An 18072-nucleotide genomic window follows, 5' to 3' on the forward strand; every position below is an offset into this window, starting at 1 on the left:
CGACACCGGCCCGGTTCAGCGGCGCAGCAGAACGCGCCTGGTCACACGGGCCAGCCGGGCCCCGGGACGCGCCGACCGCGGCACCGGTCCCGACCGCTCCAGCCACCACTGCCGCAACTCCCGCCGCACACCCGGGGCCGCGTCCCCGGGCGCCGTCCGCAACACGTGCGCGACGAAGTCGAGGGCGTCCCGCCGGTAGCCGCCGGTCATCGGGCGGCCCTGCGCGTAGGCGAGGAAGACCGGCCGGTACCGCGCGCCCAGGATCACCGGCAGCTCGGGCGCGACCTTGCCGACCACGTCGGCCCGCTTCCCGGCCAGCGCCCGCGCCTGCACCCCCAGCCGCACCCGGTCGAACCCCTCGGGCACCGGTGTCCCCGCGACCAGCGCGGACAGCAGCGCGGCCTGCGCCAGCCCGAGCCGCTGCCGTACGGCGTCGTCGGCGCCGGAGCCCGAAGCGGTACCGGTACGCGAGGCGCGGGCGGCCGCTCCCGTCCCGGTGGCCGCCGCCCGCCCCTTCTCCACGGCGACGCGGATCGCCTCCACCTCACCCCGCAACTCGTCGCCGTCGGGGAAGTTCTCGTCCCGCTCCAGCAGGACGCCCGGCGGTGCGACCCGCGAGGCGAGGTCGGTCAGGATGTCCAGCACCGGGCGCGGCACGGGGTGGGCGTGGCTGTCGTGCCAGACGCCGTCCCGTTCGAAGCCGCCCGCGACATGGACGTACGCGATGGCCTCCAGGGGGAGTTCGCCGAGCGCCCGGGCCGGGTCCTCGCCCAGGTTGACGTGGTTGGTGTGCAGGTTCGCCACGTCGATCAGCAGCCGCACGCCGGTCCGGTCGGCCAGTTCGTACAGGAACTGCCCCTCCGTCAGTTCCTCGTCCGGCCACGAGACGAGCGCGGCGATGTTCTCCACGGCGAGCGGCACGGGCAGCGCGTCCTGGGCGATGCGCACGTTCTCGCACAGCACGTCGAGGGCGTCCCGGGTGCGGGGAACGGGCAGCAGGTGCCCCGCCTCGATGAGCGGTGAGGCGGTCGGCGCCCCGCCCGCCCGGACGAACGCGATGTGCTCGGTGACCAGCGGCGACCCCAGGACCTCGGCGCGCTCGGCCAGGGCCGCCAGCCGCCCCGCGTCCGGTCGGTCCGCGCCGCCGAGCCCCAGCGAGACCCCGTGCGGCACGACGGTCACGCCGCGCTCGCGCAGCCGCAGCAGCGAGTCGGGCAGATGCCCGGGACACAGGTTCTCGGACACGGCCTCGACCCAGTCGATGCCGGGCATCCCCTCGACGACATCCGCGATCTCCGGCCGCCATCCGATACCGGTGCCCAGCCGCGCCATGCGCTGCATGGTTGCCTCCCCTCCTGCGCACATGTCGGGGGTATCGCCCACCCGGCGCGGGCCGAACCCCCGGCGGGGCTTGTTCAGAGCAACATCTGAGGTTCGCGGCCGGGCCGGGGCCTCCGCGCCACGCGGGTGCTACCGCCGCAGCGCCGGGTGGTCCGCCACCACCGTGCACGAACCCGGGGCGATTTCCGTGAAGCCGGCGTCGCGCACCACCGGGAGGCCGGCGGTGGTCAGGCCGGTCCAGCGGGCCGGGTCCGCGGTGCGTACCGACAGCGGGAAGCCCGCGTCGCGCCAGGCCGCGCGCTCGGCGTCGGACAGCTCCCACCAGGCGAGCTGCGCACCGTGGCCCGCCTGGGCCATCGCCTTGCCCGCCGACATGTCCAGGTCGGGATTGAGCCAGAGCACCGGCGCGGAGAGATCGGCGTCGACCGGCGGCTCGGGGTCGTCGAGGTCGGTGCCGGAGACCTGGAGGCGGGCCAGGTCCTTGGGCCAGCCGTCCAGCGGAACGGGCGGGAAGACCCGCACCTCGGCCGTCTTGCCGGTGACCGTGATGCCGGGCAGCGCCTCGGCCCGCCGCCACTCGGCGCCGCGGGCCCGCCGCACGACCTTGCGGATGCGGGCGTCCTGCCAGTCCCGCATCGCCCGCGCCCACTGGCCGTCACCGGCCGACCGCTCGTCGGCGAGCATCACCAGCACCGCCCGGGCCGCGGTCTCCAGCGCGTCGGTACGGGGCGGGGGCGCCGCCCGCTCGATGCGCACGACCAGCGGCAGCACGAACTGCGGCGCGAGGTCGCGGTCGCCGGGCTCGGGGCGGAAGGGGCTGTCGGGGACGGGGGCGGGGACGGGCGTCGTCGGATCGTTGCTCACGTCCTACAGTCTGCCAAGCCTCCGGCCCCGGCCTCGCCGCGGTCGGGACCGGCGTCGTGACGTTGATCAGCGACCCCGTGAGCACCGGTCGCGGAACGCGCGTGCCCCCGCTCCCGGCGGCCGGTGCCGGGCTGCTCGCCGCGCCGGTGTGCGCCCTGCTCGGCACCGCCGTCGGCGCGCTCACCGCCTGGCCGGTGCTGCGCTCGCCCGGTCGCGCGGTCCCCGCCCTGCTGCTGGCGGCCGTGCCGGCGCTGGTGGCGTCGGGGTCCCCGGCGCGGGCTGCGGTCGGCAACCTGGTCTCCGGGTCGAGGTCGGGCGCGGTCCCGCTGCCGCTGCTGCCGCTGGCCGGGGCGGCGGTCATCGCGGTGGCCGCGACCGCCGTGGCCTGTGCGCTGAGTTCGCGCAGGTCATCAGCCTGAGCAGGCGGTGCGCTGCGCCTCCTGCCACTCGCAGACCGGGCAGAGTGTGACGCCCTTGTACGACTCCGGGTACTCCGTTGGTTCCCGGCACATGACGCAGTCCGCGTACGGCGGGCCGTCGGCCCTGGGCGGGCGGGGCGCCGCGTCGATCAGGGAGTAGCCGCCGGGGTCGCAGCCGGAGCCGTCGGGGTCTTGGTCGTGGTCGCTGCTCATGGGTCCAGCCTAGGCACGTCGGCGGTGCCCGTCAGCGGCTCCCGTTCGCGGCGCCGATCAGCTCCGAGACCTTCACGAAGCGGTAGCCCCGGCGGCGCAGCTCGGGCACCACGGCCCGTACCACCTCCTCGGTCACCGGAGCGGCGCTGCGCGTGCAGTGCATGACGACGACCGAACCCGGCCGCACCCCGTCGAGCACCTGCCGGGTCACCGCGTCGGCGTCCGTGGCGAAGGCGTCCCCGCTGACCACGTCCCACTGCACGGCGGTGACTCCGGTGGCCGACAGCTCCTTGAGGGCCGCCTTGTCGTAGCAGCCGCCGGGGAAGCGGAAGTACGGCATCGGGTTCGGCACCCCGGCCTTCCCGAACGCGGTGTACGCCCGCTCCAGGTCCGAGCGCATACCGTCCTCGGAAACGGTCGGCAGGCCGTAGCAGTCGTCGGTGTAGGCGTAGTGGCTGTAGGAGTGGTTGGCGATCTCGAACCGCGGGTCCCGGCCGATGGAGCGGGCCTCGTCCGGGTACTCCTCGGCCCAGCGGCCGGTCATGAACACCGTGGCCGGCACCTTCAGCTTCCGCAGCGTCGCGATCAGCTCGGGGTTGTCGAACCGTTCGCCCGACGCCGCCCGCGGCCCCTGGTCGGCGGTCATGTCGGCGTCGAAGGTGAGGGCGACCAGCTTGTCGTCCCCCGCGCCGTCCCTCGTGCCGTCCGTGCGCGGGCCGTGCTCGAAGACGGGGGTGAGGCCCGCCGGCCCGGGGGCGAGGGTCGGCGTCCCGGAGGAGGAGAGGGAGGGGGAGGGGGACGGAGCGGGGGCCGAGGGTGCCGGACGGGGGGTCTGCTCGGCCCCGGTGGTGCCGCAGGCGGCGAGGGCGGCGCCCAGGACACAGAGCGCGGCTGCGCGTCGTACGAGAGTGATCACCGTACGAACCTAGGAGTGAGATGTTCTGTTTATAGGACTATGTGGGGTGACGTGCCGACCGGTCACCCGCCCGGCTCAGCCCCCGGGCGTCAGATGTCCCGCTGCTCCAGCGGCTTGGTCGCCGGGCCCTCCAGCACCGTGCCGTCCGTGGCGAAGCGGGAGCCGTGGCAGGGACACTCCCAGGCGCGCTCGGCCGCGTTGAAGTCGACCAGGCAGCCCAGGTGGGTGCAGCGCGGCGAAACGGCGTGCAGGGTGCCCTCCTCGTCGCGGTAGACCGCGAGCCGGTCGCCGCCCGCCCGGACCACCGCGCCCTCGCCCGGCGGCAGCGACTCCACCGGCGGCGCGGGCCGCAGCCGGTCGCCGACGAAGTGCCTGGCCACCTCGGCCTGGGTCTTGAGCAGCGCCGGCGCCTCACGCACCGCCGTGCGCAGCCGGCGCGGGTCGTACAGCCCGCTCCACGCGCACTCCTCGCCGGTGATCTGCGCGGTGAGCAGCCGGCCCGCCATCATGCCGCCGCTCAGTCCCCAGCCGCCGAAGCCGGTGGCCACGTAGGTGTGGTGCGCGCCCGGGTGCAGCGGGCCGACCATCGGCACGGTGTCGGTGGGGTCGATGTCCTGCGTGGCCCAGGCGTGGGTGCGGTCGACGCCGGGGAAGTGCTCGTCCGCCCAGGAGGCCAGGCGCTCGAAGCGCTCGCGGGTGTCGCCCGTGCCGGGGGTGAAGTGCTCCCCGGTGACGACGAGCAGGCGGCGGCCCGCGTCGTCCAGGGGCGCCGTACGCACCGAGCGGGTGTTCTCCTCCGGCGTGATGTACATGCCGTCGACGTCGCGGTCCGCCTCGATCGTCCCGGCGACGACCAGCTCGCGGCGCGGGGAGAGGCGGGCGAAGAGCAGCGCCCGGTCGAAGACGGGGTAGTGCGTGGCGACCACGACGTCCCGGGCGGTGACCGTCGCTCCCGCCTCGGTCCTCACCCGGCACGGCCCGCCCTCGTCCAGGCCCTGGACGGTGGTGTCCTCGAAGATCCGCCCGCCCCGCGCCTCCAGGTCCGCGGCGAGCGCCCGCAGGTACTTCAGGGGATGGAACTGGGCCTGCCCGGTCACCTTCACGGCGCCCGCCACCGGGAACGGCAGCCCGGTCTCCGTCACGAACGACGCCGGCAGCCCCGCCTCCTTCGCTGCGGCCGCCTCCGCCCGTACCTCGTCGACGCGGCCCGGATCGCGGACGTAGGTGTACGCGTCGCGCGTCTCCCAGTCGCAGTCGATGCCCAGCTCGGCGGCGATGCCGGCGGCGCGCTCGATCGCCTCGGACTGCGAGCGGGCGTACAGGCGGGCGCCCTCGGGGCCGCGGGTGCGACGCAGCCTGTCGTAGACCAGGGTGTGCTGGACGGTCAGCTTGGCGCTGGTGTACCCGGTGACACCGGTGGCGACCCGCCCGGCCTCCAGGACCGCCACGCTCCGCCCGGTCCGCGCCAGCTCCCACGCCGTGCTGAGCCCGGCGACACCGGCGCCGATCACGGCGACGTCGACGTCGAGGTCCTCCGCGAGTGCGGGACGGGGCGCGCCGCCCGGTGCCGTCTGAAGCCAGTACGAGCCGTTGACCTGCACGTTCTGAGTCATGCGGCCCGGGTACCCCGTGGCCGCGGCTTCAGTGACCGGGCGGCGCGCCCCGCCTGGGGAGCCCGGCCGCTACCTGCGCCAGGGCCCGGTCACCGCGAAGGTGGTGCCGGGCGTGTAGCAGTTGACGTACATCGTGTCGCCGTCGGGGGAGAAGGTGACGCCGGCGAACTCACCCCACTCGGGCTCCTCCTCCGTGCCGATGTTCTGCGCGCCGCGGGCCATGGCGTACACCTCACCGCGCCGGGTCACGCCGAAGACGTGCTGCGCGCCGTTGCCGTCCTCGCAGACCATGAGGCCGCCGCTGGGCGCCAGGCAGATGTTGTCCGGGGACTCGCCCGGCAGCCGCACGTCGGTGTCCGGGCCGAAGACGATCACCAGGGTGAGCCGGCGCCGCTCGGGGTCGTAGCGCCAGATCTGGCCGAAGTGGTCGGCGGCCGAGCCCTCGTCGCTGCGCGCGAAGGACGACACGAAGTACACGCTCCGCCCGCCCCAGTAGCAGCCCTCCAGCTTCTGGGCGTGGGTGATGCCGCCCCGGCCGAAGTCCTGGAAGCGGATGGGCGTCCCGTCGGCCAGCGGGTCGGGCACGTCCACCCACTCGATGCCGTCGAAGTGGGCCCCCGTCTCCTGGATCGACGACAGGTCGGGCACGCCGGGCACGCGCATCGCCTGGAGCCTGCCGCCCGCCCGCAGCGATCCCCGGCCGCCCAGTGGCTTCTCGGGCAGGAAGCGGTAGAAGAGGCCGAACGGCCGGTCGAAGGCGTCCTCCGTCTCGTAGACGACCCCGCGCCGCGGGTCCACGGCGATCGCCTCGTGCTGGAAGCGGCCCATCGCGGTCAGCGGCACCGCGCCGGTGCGGTGCGGGTCGGCCGGGTCGACCTCGAAGATGAAGCCGTGGTCCTTGGTGTAGCCGTTGGTCCCGGCCCTGTCCTCGGTCTCCTCGCAGGTCAGCCAGGTGTGCCAGGGCGTGGGCCCGCCCGCGCAGTTGACGGCCGTACCGGCGATGGCGACGCGCTCGGACAGGACGTGGTTGCGGGAGTCCAGCTCCAGCGCGGTACAGCCGCCCTTGCCCTCCGGGTCGTAGGTGAGGCCCTTGACGGTCGGGACGGGGACGCGGCCGTCGGCGCGGTTCTCGTGGTTGCGGACGAGGTGGGTGGTGCGGCCGTGTCTGCCGGAGGAACGCCCGGGGAAGGCGGACATGCCGTCGTGGTTGGACGGCACCGGGCCCTCCCCGGAACGCAGCCGGTCCCCCTCGCGGGACAGCACCCGGTAGCGGAAGCCCTTGGGCAGGTCCAGCAGGCCGTCGGGGTCGGGGACCAGCGGGCCGTAGCCGGTGTGGCCCAGGGACTGGGCGGCGGCGGTGCCGGCGAAGAGTTCGGACAGGGCGCCGGTGAAGGCGATGCCTGCGCCCAGGGCTCCGGTACGGGCGAGCACCTGGCGGCGGGTCGCCGCGCTGTGGGACGTGGACATGGGGGAAACCTTCCTGCTGGCGGACAGGACTGTGACCCGCCGTGTCTATCACCTGCCAGGAGTCCCGGGAACCACGCGTGTAGCTCGTGTCACCGCTCGGCAGGGTGCTCCTGCGCCTTCTCCAGGAACCGCAGCAGCTCCACCGGGAAGGGCAGCACCAAGGTGGAATTCTTCTCGGCGGCCACCGCCACGACCGTCTGGAGCAGCCGCAGTTGCAGGGCCGCGGGCGTCTCGGACATCTCCCGGGCCGCCTCCGCGAGCACCTTGGACGCCTGCAGTTCGGCGTCCGCGTTGATCACCCGGGCGCGCCGCTCCCGGTCGGCCTCGGCCTGGCGGGCCATCGAGCGCTTCATGGTGTCCGGCAGGGAGACGTCCTTGATCTCCACCCGGTCGATCTGCACGCCCCAGCCGACCGCGGGGCTGTCGATCATCAGCTCCAGCCCCTGGTTCAGCTTCTCCCGGTCGGACAGCAGGTCGTCCAGGTCGCTCTTGCCGATGATGGAGCGAAGCGAGGTCTGGGCCATCTGCGAGACGGCGAAGCGGTAGTCCTCGACCCGGACCAGCGCGTTGGCCGCGTCGACGACCTTGAAGTACACGACCGCGTCCACCCGCACGGTGACGTTGTCACGGGTGATGCCCTCCTGCGCGGGCACGGGCAGCGTCACGATCTGCAGGTTCACCTTGTGCAGCCGGTCCACGAACGGCACGATCATCGTGAACCCGGGACCTCGCGACTCACCCGCCAGCCGTCCGAGCCGGAAGACCACCCCGCGTTCGTACTGCCGGACGACCCGCGCCGCCGCGGCGACGTAGAGGACGCCCGCGCTGCCGACGGCGGCGGCCGCGGTCAGAAGCTCCTGGACCATGGCGACCTCCTCACTCGGACTGCTCGGAGGACGGTTTTCACCCTTCTTGTCACGATAGGCCCGTCGCCGGGTCCGGGGCCATGCCCCGGACCCGGCGACGGGCTTCCCGCTACACCCCCGCCTTCTCCGGTTCCGTGACCTTCACCGGGTCCGTGCCGGTCGCGCTGTGCCGTTCGGCCCAGTTCTCCAGGGCCGTGCGGCAGGCGTGGTCCAGGTGGTGCAGCCCGGACAGGTCCAGCTCGACCGGGCGGTCCTGCGGCAGCGCCTCCAGGCCCTCCAGGATCTTCGGGAGCCGCAGGAAGGTCGCGTTGCCGGTCAGATGCGCCTGGACGGGGCCGGCGCCCTTGTCGACGATCTCCAGCTTGAGGTGCGACGCCTCCCAGGCGGTCTTGACCACGGACAGGGCCAGACCGATCAGCACGCCCTCGAACATGTTGACCGCGACGATCGAGACGGCGGTCACCACCAGGATCAGCGCCTCGCCCCGGTGGTCGCGCCACAGCGGCACGATGCTGCGGAACGGGATCAGCTTCCAGCCCGCGTGGACCAGGATGCCCGCCAGCGCGGGCAGCGGGATCAGGGCCAGCACGGACGGCAGCAGCGCCGCGAACAGCAGTAGCCACACACCGTGCAGCACCCGGGACGCCTTGGTCCTGGCTCCGGCGCTCACATTGGCGGAGCTGCGCACGATGACCGCGGTCATCGGCAGCGCGCCGAGCACACCGCACACGGTGTTGCCCGCGCCCTGCGCCATCAGCTCCTTGTCGTACTCGGTGCGCGGTCCGTCGTGCAGCCGGTCCACCGCCGCGGCGCTGAACAGGCTCTCCGCCGAGGCGATCAGCGTGAAGGCGACGATCGTGCCGAGCAGGCCCACGTTCGCCAGCTCGCCGAAGGCGTCGGCGCCGGGCGGCTGGATCACGTCCAGCAGGCCGCTCACCTCGACGGTCGCGACCGACAGTCCGAACGCCGCCGTGACCGCGGTGGCCAGACCGACCGCGGCCAGCGCCCCCGGCACGGTCTGCGCCCGCTTCGGCAGCCGCTTCCACAGCACCATCACGGCGACGGTGCCCGCGCCGAGGACGAGCGAGGTCATGGCCGCCGTGCTGCCCAGCGCGTCGGCCGCGGCCCCGGGCAGCCCGGTGAGCTTGTCGATGCCGGAGGCGGGCGCCTCGAGACCGGCGGCCGAGTAGAGCTGGCCCGCGATGAGCACCAGGCCGATGCCGGCCAGCATGCCCTCGACGACCGACAGGGAGATCGCCCGGAACCAGCGCCCCAGCTTCAGGGCGCCCATCACGAGCTGGATGAGCCCCGTGGCGAGCACGATCACGCCGAGCGCGGGCAGTCCGTACTGGTCGACCGCGCCGAAGACCAGCACGGTCAGCCCGGCGGCCGGGCCGGAGACCTGGAGGCTGCTGCCCGGCAGGAATCCGGTGACCAGGCCGCCCACGATGCCGGTGACCAGGCCGAGTTCGGCCGGGACTCCGGAGGCGACGGCCACGCCCACGCACAGCGGGAGCGCGACCAGGAACACGACGAGGGAGGCGGTGATGTCCTGCCGCCAGTGCGGGAACCTCCGGTTCTGGTTCTGGCCGGCTATGGAACTCATGCCGGCGCTCACAGGGCCTCGAAGGCGTCGGTGTCCGCACGGTGCCGGCGCACGAGGCCGGTGTGGACCTCGTAGTACCAGCCGTGCAGCCGCAGCCGGCCGTCCGTCAGCCGCTGCTCGACGCAGGGGTAGGAGCGCAGGCGCAGCAGTTGCGCCAGTACGTGGTGCTGCACGGCCCCGGCGACCGTCGGGTCGGCCGGATCGCAGGGCTTCGGCTCGTCGGCCGCGTGCGCCAGCCAGTCGCGCACGGCGGGTACGGCGGTCAGGTCGTCGCCGCGCACCAGCGCGCCGACGGCGCCGCAGTGCGAGTGGCCGCAGACCACGATGTCCGTGACGCCGAGGACCTCGACGGCGTACTCGATGGTGGCCGCCTCGCCGGAGGGGTGCTCGGCACCGTAGGGCGGGACGATGTTGCCCGCGGTGCGCAGCTCGAAGAGCTGGCCGGGCCGGGCGCCGGTGATCAGGGCCGGTACGACCCGGGAGTCGGAGCAGGTGATGAACAGGACTTCGGGCGACTGGCCTTCGGCGTGCCCGGCGAACTCCTCAGGGCGCTGTCCGAACGTACGGGCGTTGTCGATGAGGGGTTGCATGATGCTGTTTTCCTCCTGGCGCGCCGTGGGGGCGCGTCGGACGGGTGGGACAGAGGTGGGGGATGTTCCGGTGGTCCGTCAGCAGCGGAAGACCTGAAGGGCCGCGGGCGAGTGGTCCGGCGCGGATCTCGGCCGGTCCGCGGCCGCCAGGGCGGACGTGAGGGGCGCGGGCGCCGCGGGGCCGCGCTGTCGCGTGCCCGAGCGCTCGGGGGCGTCGGGCTGGGGCGCGGTGGTGGTGCGGTGCCGGTCACGGGCGCGCGCGGAACCGTTCGGGTTCCCCGGGCGGCCGGTGTCGTGGCAGGTGACGGTCTCGTCGTATGCGGCAGTGCCGGAGTGGGTGGTTCCGGAGTGGGTGTTGGCCACGGCATCACGGCTCGTATGCGCGGATGCGAAGGGTGGGGCGGGTGCGAAGACCGTCAGGACGAGCAGGACGGCGGCGAGGAGCGCAAGCGCGGTCCGGGCCGTCGTGGCTCGTGACATACGCCCCCCTCCAGGCAGTTCACGGCGGTGGCGTGCGCCGGTGCACGGTCAAAGCAAGGTCAACGCATGGTCAATGCGTGGTCAAGAAACACGTTAACCCTGCAAAGCGCTTTGCAGGGTTAACGTGGCGTTACGAGCCGAAGAGAGCCTGAAATTGGCGGGTGGGTTGGCGGGAATGGGCCGCCTCGGCCGCCCTCAGGGCGTGTCGACCAGGCGTCCGGCGTCCCGGGCCAGCGCGGTGAGCCGGGAGATCGCCCGGAAGTACTTCTTGCGGTAGCCGCCCTTCAGCATCTCCTCGCTGAACAGCCGGTCGAAGGGCAGCCCGGAGGCCAGGACGGGCACCTCGCGGTCGTAGAGCCGGTCCGCGAGCACCACGAGCCGCAGCGCCGTCGACTGGTCCGGCACCGGGCGGACCCCGGTGAGGCACACGGCCGTCAGGCCGTCGGTCAGGGCGCCGTAACGGCTGGGGTGGACGCGGGCGAGGTGGTCGAGGAGGGCGGGGAAGTCGTCCAGGGAAGCACCCTCGGTGGCCCGCGCCGTACGGGTCACCTGCTCGTCGGAGTACGGCGCCGGGGCCTCGGGCAGGCCGCGGTGGCGGTAGTCCTCGCCGTCGATGCGCAGGGCGCGGAAGTGGGCGGACAGGCCCTGGATCTCGCGCAGGAAGTCGGCCGCCGCGAACCGGCCTTCGCCGAGCTTGCCCGGCAGCGTGTTGGAGGTGGCGGCGAGCGCCACGCCGGCCTCCACCAGCCGGGCGAGCAGGCTGGAGACGAGGACGGTGTCGCCGGGGTCGTCGAGCTCGAACTCGTCGATGCACAGCAGACGGTGCCCGGACAGCGTCTGCACGGTCTGCTGGAAGCCGAGGGCGCCGACGAGGTTGGTCAGCTCCACGAAGGTGCCGAAGGCCTTGCGGGAGGGCTCGGCGGGAGTGGCGTGCCACAGGGAGGCCAGCAGGTGGGTCTTGCCGACGCCGTAGCCGCCGTCGAGGTACACGCCGCGGGGTCCGGCCGGGGTCTTCGGCGCCTTGCCGCGGCCCAGCCCGAAGAAACCGCGCCTGCCGGTGGCCGCGCCGGGCGCCTCGCCGAGTCCGCCCGCGAAGTCCTCCAGCACCCGGACGGCCTCGCTCTGGCTGGGCTGGTTCGGGTCCGGGATGTACGTGCCGAAGCGGACGGAGTCGAAACGGGGCGGGGGCACCATCTCGGCGACCAGACGGTCCGCGGGGACACGGGGCTCGCGGGCGCACAGGGAGACCGTGGCCGGAGCCGACCCGGTTATCGGGGCGGGCACGGAGGCGGGGGAGGAGGACGACACGGTACTCAATGGTAGGGCCTGCCCGGCACGCCTCGTCGTCGGCCGGTCGGCGGTCTCCGGGAGGTGTGGCGCGGCGGGCCGTGCGGATGCGGGGGCCGGTGCGAAGGGGGCGCCCCCGGTATGCGGAGGGACGCCGCGGGGGTGTGGGAACCGGGCGCCGACCGTGGTCCGGCGCGGGATCGGCGCCGTGGGTGCGGTGGGCGGGTGCGGGGCTCCGGCCTGCGCGGTTGGGCCGGCGGCTGCGTGGAACACTGCACCCCATGCGACGCCTGTTCCCCGTGTCCCCCGCGACCGATCCGACCGTCGATCCGGGCGGCGGCTTTGAGACCGACCGGGAGTGGAGCCTGGCCGAGCTGGCCGCCGCCTACGCGTACCCCGAGCCGGACGGGCACCGGCGGACGTGGCTGCGGGCCAACATGGTCTCCACCCTCGACGGCGCCGCCCAGCACGACGGCCGCTCCCAGCCCATCTCCAGCGCGGCCGACATGCGGGTCTTCGGCACCCTGCGGGCCCTGGCGGACGTGGTGATCGCCGGTGCCGAGACCGTACGGCAGGAGGGGTACCGCCCGGCACGCGCGCGGGCTGACTTCGCCGAGGCGCGGCGGTCGGCCGGTCAGGCGCCCGTGCCGGCGATCGCGGTGGTCAGCGCGAGCCTGGAGCTGGACTTCTCCCTGCCGCTGTTCACCTCCCCGCTCGTGCCCACCCTGGTCCTGACCGGAGCCGCCGCCGCCCCGGACCGGATCGCGGCCGCCGAGAAGGCCGGGGCCCGGGTGGTGATCGCGGGCGACGGCGTCGGCGTGGACCCGGCCCGCGCCCTCGCGGCACTCGCCGGGCTGGGGCACACCCGGCTGCTGACCGAGGGCGGTCCGCGGCTGCTGGGGCAGTTCGTCACCGCGGGCGTGCTCGACGAGCTGTGCCTGACCGTCTCCCCGATGCTGACCGCGGGGGACGCGCAGCGGATCGCGGGCGGACCGGCGGTCGAGGTCCCACGGCGGTTCGTACTGGCGTCCCTGCTGGAGGAGGAAGGTTTCCTCTTCAGTCGTTACCGGCGTGACTAGGGCGATCCCGGGCAGGCGCGGACGGCGGCGGCCGAACAGGGGTCCGGTCGTTACCGCGCAGCCGGGAATCAGCGGAATCTCCCGTTCCGTTTAGCCCGCGCCGGGCACACTGAATCCGGCAGTACCCGTGCGATCACGGGGCAGGATGGTTTCCGCAGGGTCTGGTACGGCCTACGGAGGGTGGGCCCACGGGCCCTCGAAGGAGAAGGGGCGCCTGGTGTTCACAAGCGTTTTGATGATCGAGAAGGCCCTGACGTCCGCCGACGTGGAGTTCGTCACCACCTTGCACGGGGACGAGCAGGTCGGCTTCCACGTGCTGCTCCAGCCGCGCGGCGATCAGGCGGACCGGCTGCTGCGGGCCATCGACGACGTCGCGCTCGGCGAGCTCGACGACGCCGTACGCGAGGGGGAGACCCCGGAGGGCCAGGAGGCGCAGAGCGTCGGGGAGCGGGCCCTGGAGGTGTCCCTCACGGCCCTGCGCGCGTCCGGCGCCCAGGCCGAGGGACGGCTGATCGAGGACCACCCGCTGGACGAGCTCAAGGCCGTGGTCATGGAGGTCGCGGCCGACGAGGTGATCGTCCTGACCGACCCCCACTACGTGGAGGAGTTCTTCCACCGGGACTGGGCCTCCCGGGCCCGGCACAAGGTCGGCGTCCCCGTCCTGAAACTCTTCTCGCACAGCAAGGCATAGGCTGGTGCCGCGCCCCCGCCGAGGGGGCGCGCCCACCGACGGATCACCCTGGGAGAACAGCGCATGGCACCCGGCCTTCCTACCGCCATGGACCGACCGCACTTCATCGGCATCGGCGGCGCCGGAATGTCGGGCATCGCCAAGATCCTCGCCCAGCGCGGCGCCGCGGTGGCGGGCAGCGACGCCAAGGAGTCCGCGACCGCCGAGGCGCTGCGCGCCCTGGGCGCCACGGTGCACATCGGGCACGCGGCGGAGCACCTCGCCGACGACGCGAGCTGCGTGGTGGTCTCCTCGGCGATCCGCGAGGACAATCCGGAGCTGGCCCGCGCCGCCGAGCTGGGCATCCCGGTCGTGCACCGCTCCGACGCCCTCGCCGCCCTGATGAACGGCCTGCGCCCGATCGCCGTGGCCGGCACCCACGGCAAGACCACCACCACCTCCATGCTGGCGGTCTCCCTGTCCGAGCTGGGCCTGGACCCGTCGTACGCGATCGGCGGCGACCTGGACGCGCCCGGCTCCAACGCCCTGCACGGCGACGGCGAGATCTTCGTCGCCGAGGCGGACGAAAGCGACCGGAGCTTCCACAAGTACGCCCCCGAGGTCGCCATCGTCCTCAACGTCGAGCTGGACCACCACGCCAACTACGCCTCGATGGACGAGATCTACGAGTCCTTCGAGACCTTCGCCGCGAAGATCGTCCCCGGCGGCACCCTGGTGATCGCGGCCGACCACGAGGGCGCCCGGGAGCTGACCCGGCGGCTGGCGGGCTCGGTGCGGACGGTGACGTACGGGGAGGCGGAGGACGCCGACGTGCGCATCCTGTCCGTCGTCCCACAGGGCCTCAAGAGCGAGGTCACGGTCGTCATGGACGGCGCCGAGCTGACCTTCGCGGTGTCCGTCCCCGGCCGCCACTACGCCCACAACGCGGTCGCCGCCCTCGCCGCGGGCGCGGCCCTCGGCGTCCCCGCCGCCGAGCTGGCCCCCGCACTGGCCGCCTACACGGGCGTCAAGCGGCGCCTGCAGCTCAAGGGCGAGGCGGCCGGCGTGCAGGTCGTCGACTCCTACGCGCACCACCCCACCGAGATGACGGCCGACCTGGAGGCCATGCGCGCCGCCGTCGGCGACGCCCGCATCCTGGTCCTCTTCCAGCCGCACCTCTTCTCCCGCACCCAGGAGCTGGGCAAGGAGATGGGCCAGGCGTTGTCCCTCGCGGACGCCTCGGTCGTGCTCGACATCTACCCGGCCCGCGAGGACCCGGTCCCGGGCGTCACCAGCGAGCTGATCATCGAGGCGGCCCGCGCGGCGGGCGCGGACGTCACGCCGGTCCACGACAAGGACGCCGCGCCCGCGCTGGTCGCGGGAATGGCGAAGGCCGGTGATCTCGTTCTCACCATGGGCGCGGGTGATGTCACCGACCTCGGACCGCGCATCCTGGACGAGCTGTCGAGCAAGGCGAAGTAAGGGGCTGAGGACTCATGTCGTACGACGTCGAGAAGCCGGACGAGCAGTGGCGGGCGGAGCTGGCCCCGGCCGAGTACGCCGTGCTGCGCGAGGCCGCCACGGAGCCGGCCTTCACCGGTGAGTACACCGACACCAAGACCGAGGGCGTCTACTCCTGCCGCGCCTGCGGTGCGGAGCTGTTCACCTCCACGACCAAGTTCGAGTCGCACTGCGGCTGGCCGTCCTTCTACGACCCGAAGGACACCGACGCGGTCGAGCTGATCGAGGACCGCTCCCACGGGATGGTGCGCACCGAGGTGCGCTGCGCCCGCTGCGGTTCGCACCTCGGACACGTCTTCCAGGGCGAGGGCTACCCGACCCCGACCGACCAGCGCTACTGCATCAACAGCATCTCGCTGCGCCTGGAGCCGAAGGCGGGCTGAGCGGGCCGGGTCCGCGGACGGCGGCCGGGAGCGTCACGGTGAGTACCGTCGCTCCCGGCCGCCGTCCGTCGGACGGATTTCCGGTGTGAACGCCCGAGCAGCGGGAAGGAGTCGCCCCGGAGCAACGGGGGCCCCGCGGACCAGCCGTCTACACTCGACCGGCGACGGCCCCACCGACCGCGGCCGGAGCGGGCAGCTTCTGCCAGACCCGAAGGGTATTCGGCGTTTTGATACGGATGGACTCAGTCACCAAGCGGTACCCGGACGGCACCGTGGCGGTCGACCGGCTGTCACTGGAGATACCCGACCGCTCGATCACGGTCCTCGTCGGTCCCTCGGGCTGCGGCAAGACGACCACCCTGCGGATGATCAACAGAATGGTCGAGCCCTCCGAGGGAACGATCCTGCTCGACGGCGAGGACCTCCAGCAACAGCCCGTCACCACGCTGCGCCGGTCGATGGGGTACGTCATCCAGAACGCGGGGCTCTTCCAGCACCGGACGATCCTCGACAACATCGCCACCGTGCCCCGCATGATCGGCTGGGGCAAGCAGAAGTCCCGCGAGCGGGCCGCCGAGCTGATGGCACGGGTGGGGCTCGACACCTCCCTCGCCAAGCGGTATCCGTACCAGCTCTCCGGTGGCCAGCAGCAGCGCGTCGGCGTGGCCCGGGCGCTCGCCGCCGACCCGCCGGTGCTGCTCATGGACGAGCCGTTCTCCGCCGTCGACCCCGTCGTCCGCAAGGGGCTGCAGGACGAACTGCTGCGCATCCAGGACGAACTGGGCAAGACCATCGTCTTCGTCACCCACGACATCGACGAGGCCATCAAACTCGGCACCATGGTCGCGGTGATGCGCACCGGCGGCCGGCTCGCCCAGTTCGCGCCGCCCGCCGAGCTGCTGTCCGACCCCGCGGACGACTTCGTCGAGGACTTCCTCGGTGCCGACCGCGGCATCCGGCGGCTCTCCTTCTTCTCCTCCGCCGCCCTGGCGCTGAGCACCGGCCCGGTCGTGCGCACCGACGCCACCGCCGAGCAGCTCGCCGCCGCCGACGGTGCCACCCACCTGCTGGTCACCGACGCGGACGACCGGCCGCTGGGCTGGGCCGAGCCGGGCGGCCCGACCGCGGGGGACCTCGCCGCCGGGCGACTGCTGTCCTACGGGCGGCCCTTCGTGCCCGGCACCGACTCGCTGCGGGCCGCGCTCGACTGCGCCGTGCTCTCGCCCACCGGCTGGGCCGTCGCCGTGGACGGCGACGGCCGGGTGACCGGCGTCGTCTCCCAGCAGACCATCGGCGAGGCGATCCGCTCCGCCCACGGCGCCGCGGCGGGCCCCGGCGACACCCGGACCGAGGAGCCCGCCGACATCACCAAGGTCGCCCCGTGAACGGCTTCTTCGACATACCGAGCGACCTCGACAACACCTACTTCGGACTGATCGGCCTGCATCTGCGCGAGGCGCTGCTGCCGGTCCTGGCCGGGCTGCTCGCCGCGCTGCCCCTCGCCCAGCTGTGCGTGCGCTTCCGCTGGCTGTACCCGCCGGTGCTCGGGGTGACGACCGTCTTCTACGCCATCCCCTCGCTGGCCGTCTTCGTGGTCCTCATCGACTACACCGGCCAGACCGAGATGACCGTGATGATCCCGCTGGCCGTGTACAGCCTGGTGGTGCTCGTCCCGGCGATCGTCGACGGCGTGCGGTCGGTGCCCGAGGAGACCCTGGCCGCGTCCACCGCCATGGGCTTCGGGCCCGTCAGGCGCTACCTCCAGGTGCAGCTGCCGATCGCCGTGCCCGCGATCCTCGCCGGACTGCGGGTGGCCGTGTCGGCGAGCATCTCCCTGGTCAGCGTCGGCGCCCTCATCGGCAACCAGGGCGCCCTCGGCAACCTGCTCGCGGACGCCCAGAAGTACGGCCGGCCCGAACTGGCGGTCAACTCCGTCCTCACCACCGCCGTACTGGCCGTCCTGTGCGACGCGCTCCTCGTCCTGGCCCGGAACCTGCTGACCCCGTGGCTGCCCCGGGGCAAGCGGCAACGCCCGAAGGACGCCGCCGCGCGGCCCGAGCCCGAGGAGGCGGCGGCCCGGTGAACGTGCTCCACTTCGTCAACGCCTTCTTCAGCGACAGCGCCCACTGGCACGGCTACGACGGCATCCCCGCCCGCCTGCTGGAACACGTCCAGTACACGCTGATGGCCCTCGGCCTCGCCGCCGCCATCGGATTGCCCGCCGGGCTGCTGACCGGGCACACCGGGCGCGGTGGCAACGCCGTCGCCTTCGTCGCCACCGCCGCCCGCGCCCTGCCCAGCTTCGGACTGCTGGTGCTGATCGCCGTCGGTGTCGGTATCGGTCTGCTGCCCGTGATGGTCCCGCTGGTCGTGCTCGCCGTCCCGCCGATCCTGGTGACCACCTACGAGGCCGTCCGCTCCGTCGACCCCTCCCCGGTGGACGCCGCGCGCGGCATGGGCATGCACGAGACCGGCATCCTCTTCCGGGTCGAACTGCCCGTCGCCCTCCCGCTGGTCCTCAGCGGGCTGCGCTCGGCCGCCATCCAGGTCGTGTCGACGGCGACCATCGCCGCCTACGTCAGCCTCGGCGGGCTCGGCCGCTACATCATCGACGGGCTCTACCAGCGCGACTACGAGAAGGTGGTCGGCGGCGCCACGCTGGTCGCCCTCATGGCGCTCGTCACCCTCGCGGTGTTCTGGGCGGCCGGGCGGCTGGCCGTGTCGCCGGGGGTGCGCAGACGTTGACGGCGCACGGCG

18 protein-coding genes and 1 pseudogene are annotated in these 18072 nt (G+C 73.5%); 8 read left to right on the forward strand and 11 right to left on the reverse strand.

The annotated features are described in order from the left end of the window. Positions 1-15: 15 nt before the first annotated feature. Both ACZ6IM_RS09340 and ACZ6IM_RS09345 read right to left on the reverse strand, forming a co-directional pair. The gene (locus ACZ6IM_RS09340) at positions 16-1332 is read right to left on the reverse strand and encodes an MbnB/TglH/ChrH family RiPP precursor modification enzyme (protein ID WP_052837682.1); all 1317 of its coding nucleotides are present in this window, start codon (positions 1330-1332) and stop codon (positions 16-18) included. Between the two features lie 138 nt (positions 1333-1470). Further along, the gene (locus ACZ6IM_RS09345; protein WP_052837410.1) at positions 1471-2205 is read right to left on the reverse strand and encodes a peptidyl-tRNA hydrolase; all 735 of its coding nucleotides are present in this window, start codon (positions 2203-2205) and stop codon (positions 1471-1473) included. Here ACZ6IM_RS09345 and ACZ6IM_RS09350 point away from each other — a divergent pair. Further along, positions 2202-2624 (forward strand): annotated as a pseudogene (locus ACZ6IM_RS09350) (hypothetical protein); the annotation flags it as partial. The gene ACZ6IM_RS09345 and the pseudogene ACZ6IM_RS09350 sit on opposite strands and share 4 nt — an antisense overlap. On the opposite strand, the gene ACZ6IM_RS09355 reads toward ACZ6IM_RS09350, so the two are convergent. The 9 genes from ACZ6IM_RS09355 to zapE form a co-directional block, all read right to left on the reverse strand. Beyond that, positions 2616-2837 (reverse strand): hypothetical protein, encoded by a 222-nt coding sequence (locus ACZ6IM_RS09355; RefSeq protein WP_052837411.1) that lies wholly within the window; start codon positions 2835-2837, stop codon positions 2616-2618. The pseudogene ACZ6IM_RS09350 and the gene ACZ6IM_RS09355 overlap by 9 nt on opposite strands. A 31-nt stretch (positions 2838-2868) precedes the next feature. Continuing rightward, the gene (locus ACZ6IM_RS09360) at positions 2869-3753 is read right to left on the reverse strand and encodes a polysaccharide deacetylase family protein (protein WP_469555486.1); all 885 of its coding nucleotides are present in this window, start codon (positions 3751-3753) and stop codon (positions 2869-2871) included. Between the two features lie 89 nt (positions 3754-3842). After that, positions 3843-5366, reverse strand: coding sequence for an FAD-dependent oxidoreductase (locus tag ACZ6IM_RS09365; protein WP_052837413.1), 1524 nt, complete (start codon positions 5364-5366; stop codon positions 3843-3845). Between the two features lie 69 nt (positions 5367-5435). Further along, positions 5436-6833, reverse strand: coding sequence for a PhoX family protein (locus ACZ6IM_RS09370; protein ID WP_469555489.1), 1398 nt, complete (start codon positions 6831-6833; stop codon positions 5436-5438). An 89-nt stretch (positions 6834-6922) separates the two neighbouring features. Then, on the reverse strand, positions 6923-7699 hold the full coding sequence (locus ACZ6IM_RS09375) for a slipin family protein (protein WP_052837415.1): 777 nt from the start codon (positions 7697-7699) through the stop codon (positions 6923-6925). 109 nt (positions 7700-7808) lie between these two features. Further along, positions 7809-9305 carry a SulP family inorganic anion transporter gene (locus tag ACZ6IM_RS09380; RefSeq protein ID WP_469555492.1) on the reverse strand — a complete coding sequence of 499 codons (1497 nt, stop codon included), beginning with the start codon at positions 9303-9305 and terminating at the stop codon, positions 7809-7811. Positions 9306-9313: 8 nt separating this feature from the next. Further along, positions 9314-9895, reverse strand: a complete 582-nt coding sequence (locus ACZ6IM_RS09385) for a carbonic anhydrase (RefSeq protein ID WP_052837416.1) — start codon at positions 9893-9895, stop codon at positions 9314-9316. 78 nt (positions 9896-9973) lie between these two features. After that, positions 9974-10375: a hypothetical protein gene (locus ACZ6IM_RS09390; protein ID WP_052837417.1), complete on the reverse strand. Its 402-nt coding sequence runs from the start codon at positions 10373-10375 to the stop codon at positions 9974-9976. 195 nt (positions 10376-10570) lie between these two features. Continuing rightward, positions 10571-11683, reverse strand: coding sequence for a cell division protein ZapE (gene zapE / locus ACZ6IM_RS09395; RefSeq protein WP_469555496.1), 1113 nt, complete (start codon positions 11681-11683; stop codon positions 10571-10573). A 260-nt stretch (positions 11684-11943) separates the two neighbouring features. On the opposite strand from zapE, the gene ACZ6IM_RS09400 reads away from it, so the two are divergent. The 7 genes from ACZ6IM_RS09400 to ACZ6IM_RS09430 all read left to right on the forward strand — a co-directional run bounded on the left by ACZ6IM_RS09400 (position 11944) and on the right by ACZ6IM_RS09430 (position 18060). Beyond that, entirely contained in the window at positions 11944-12741 is a 798-nt protein-coding gene (locus ACZ6IM_RS09400; RefSeq protein ID WP_052837419.1) for a pyrimidine reductase family protein, read from the forward strand. Positions 12742-12958: 217 nt separating this feature from the next. Beyond that, positions 12959-13432, forward strand: a complete 474-nt coding sequence (locus ACZ6IM_RS09405) for an indole-3-glycerol phosphate synthase (RefSeq protein ID WP_469555498.1) — start codon at positions 12959-12961, stop codon at positions 13430-13432. 63 nt (positions 13433-13495) lie between these two features. Beyond that, positions 13496-14893, forward strand: a complete 1398-nt coding sequence (murC, locus tag ACZ6IM_RS09410; protein WP_052837421.1) for a UDP-N-acetylmuramate--L-alanine ligase — start codon at positions 13496-13498, stop codon at positions 14891-14893. 14 nt (positions 14894-14907) lie between these two features. After that, a complete protein-coding gene (msrB, locus tag ACZ6IM_RS09415) occupies positions 14908-15315 on the forward strand; it encodes a peptide-methionine (R)-S-oxide reductase MsrB (RefSeq protein ID WP_052837422.1) in 408 nt (135 codons plus the stop codon). A gap of 227 nt (positions 15316-15542) precedes the next feature. Further along, a complete protein-coding gene (locus ACZ6IM_RS09420) occupies positions 15543-16700 on the forward strand; it encodes an ABC transporter ATP-binding protein (RefSeq protein WP_052837423.1) in 1158 nt (385 codons plus the stop codon). After that, a complete protein-coding gene (locus ACZ6IM_RS09425; RefSeq protein ID WP_052837424.1) occupies positions 16697-17398 on the forward strand; it encodes an ABC transporter permease in 702 nt (233 codons plus the stop codon). The genes ACZ6IM_RS09420 and ACZ6IM_RS09425 overlap by 4 nt, the downstream gene beginning before the upstream one ends. Beyond that, positions 17395-18060 (forward strand): ABC transporter permease, encoded by a 666-nt coding sequence (locus tag ACZ6IM_RS09430; protein WP_052837425.1) that lies wholly within the window; start codon positions 17395-17397, stop codon positions 18058-18060. The genes ACZ6IM_RS09425 and ACZ6IM_RS09430 overlap by 4 nt, the downstream gene beginning before the upstream one ends. Positions 18061-18072: the final 12 nt, after the last annotated feature.

Source organism: Streptomyces sp. NPDC042336, from assembly GCF_055581985.1.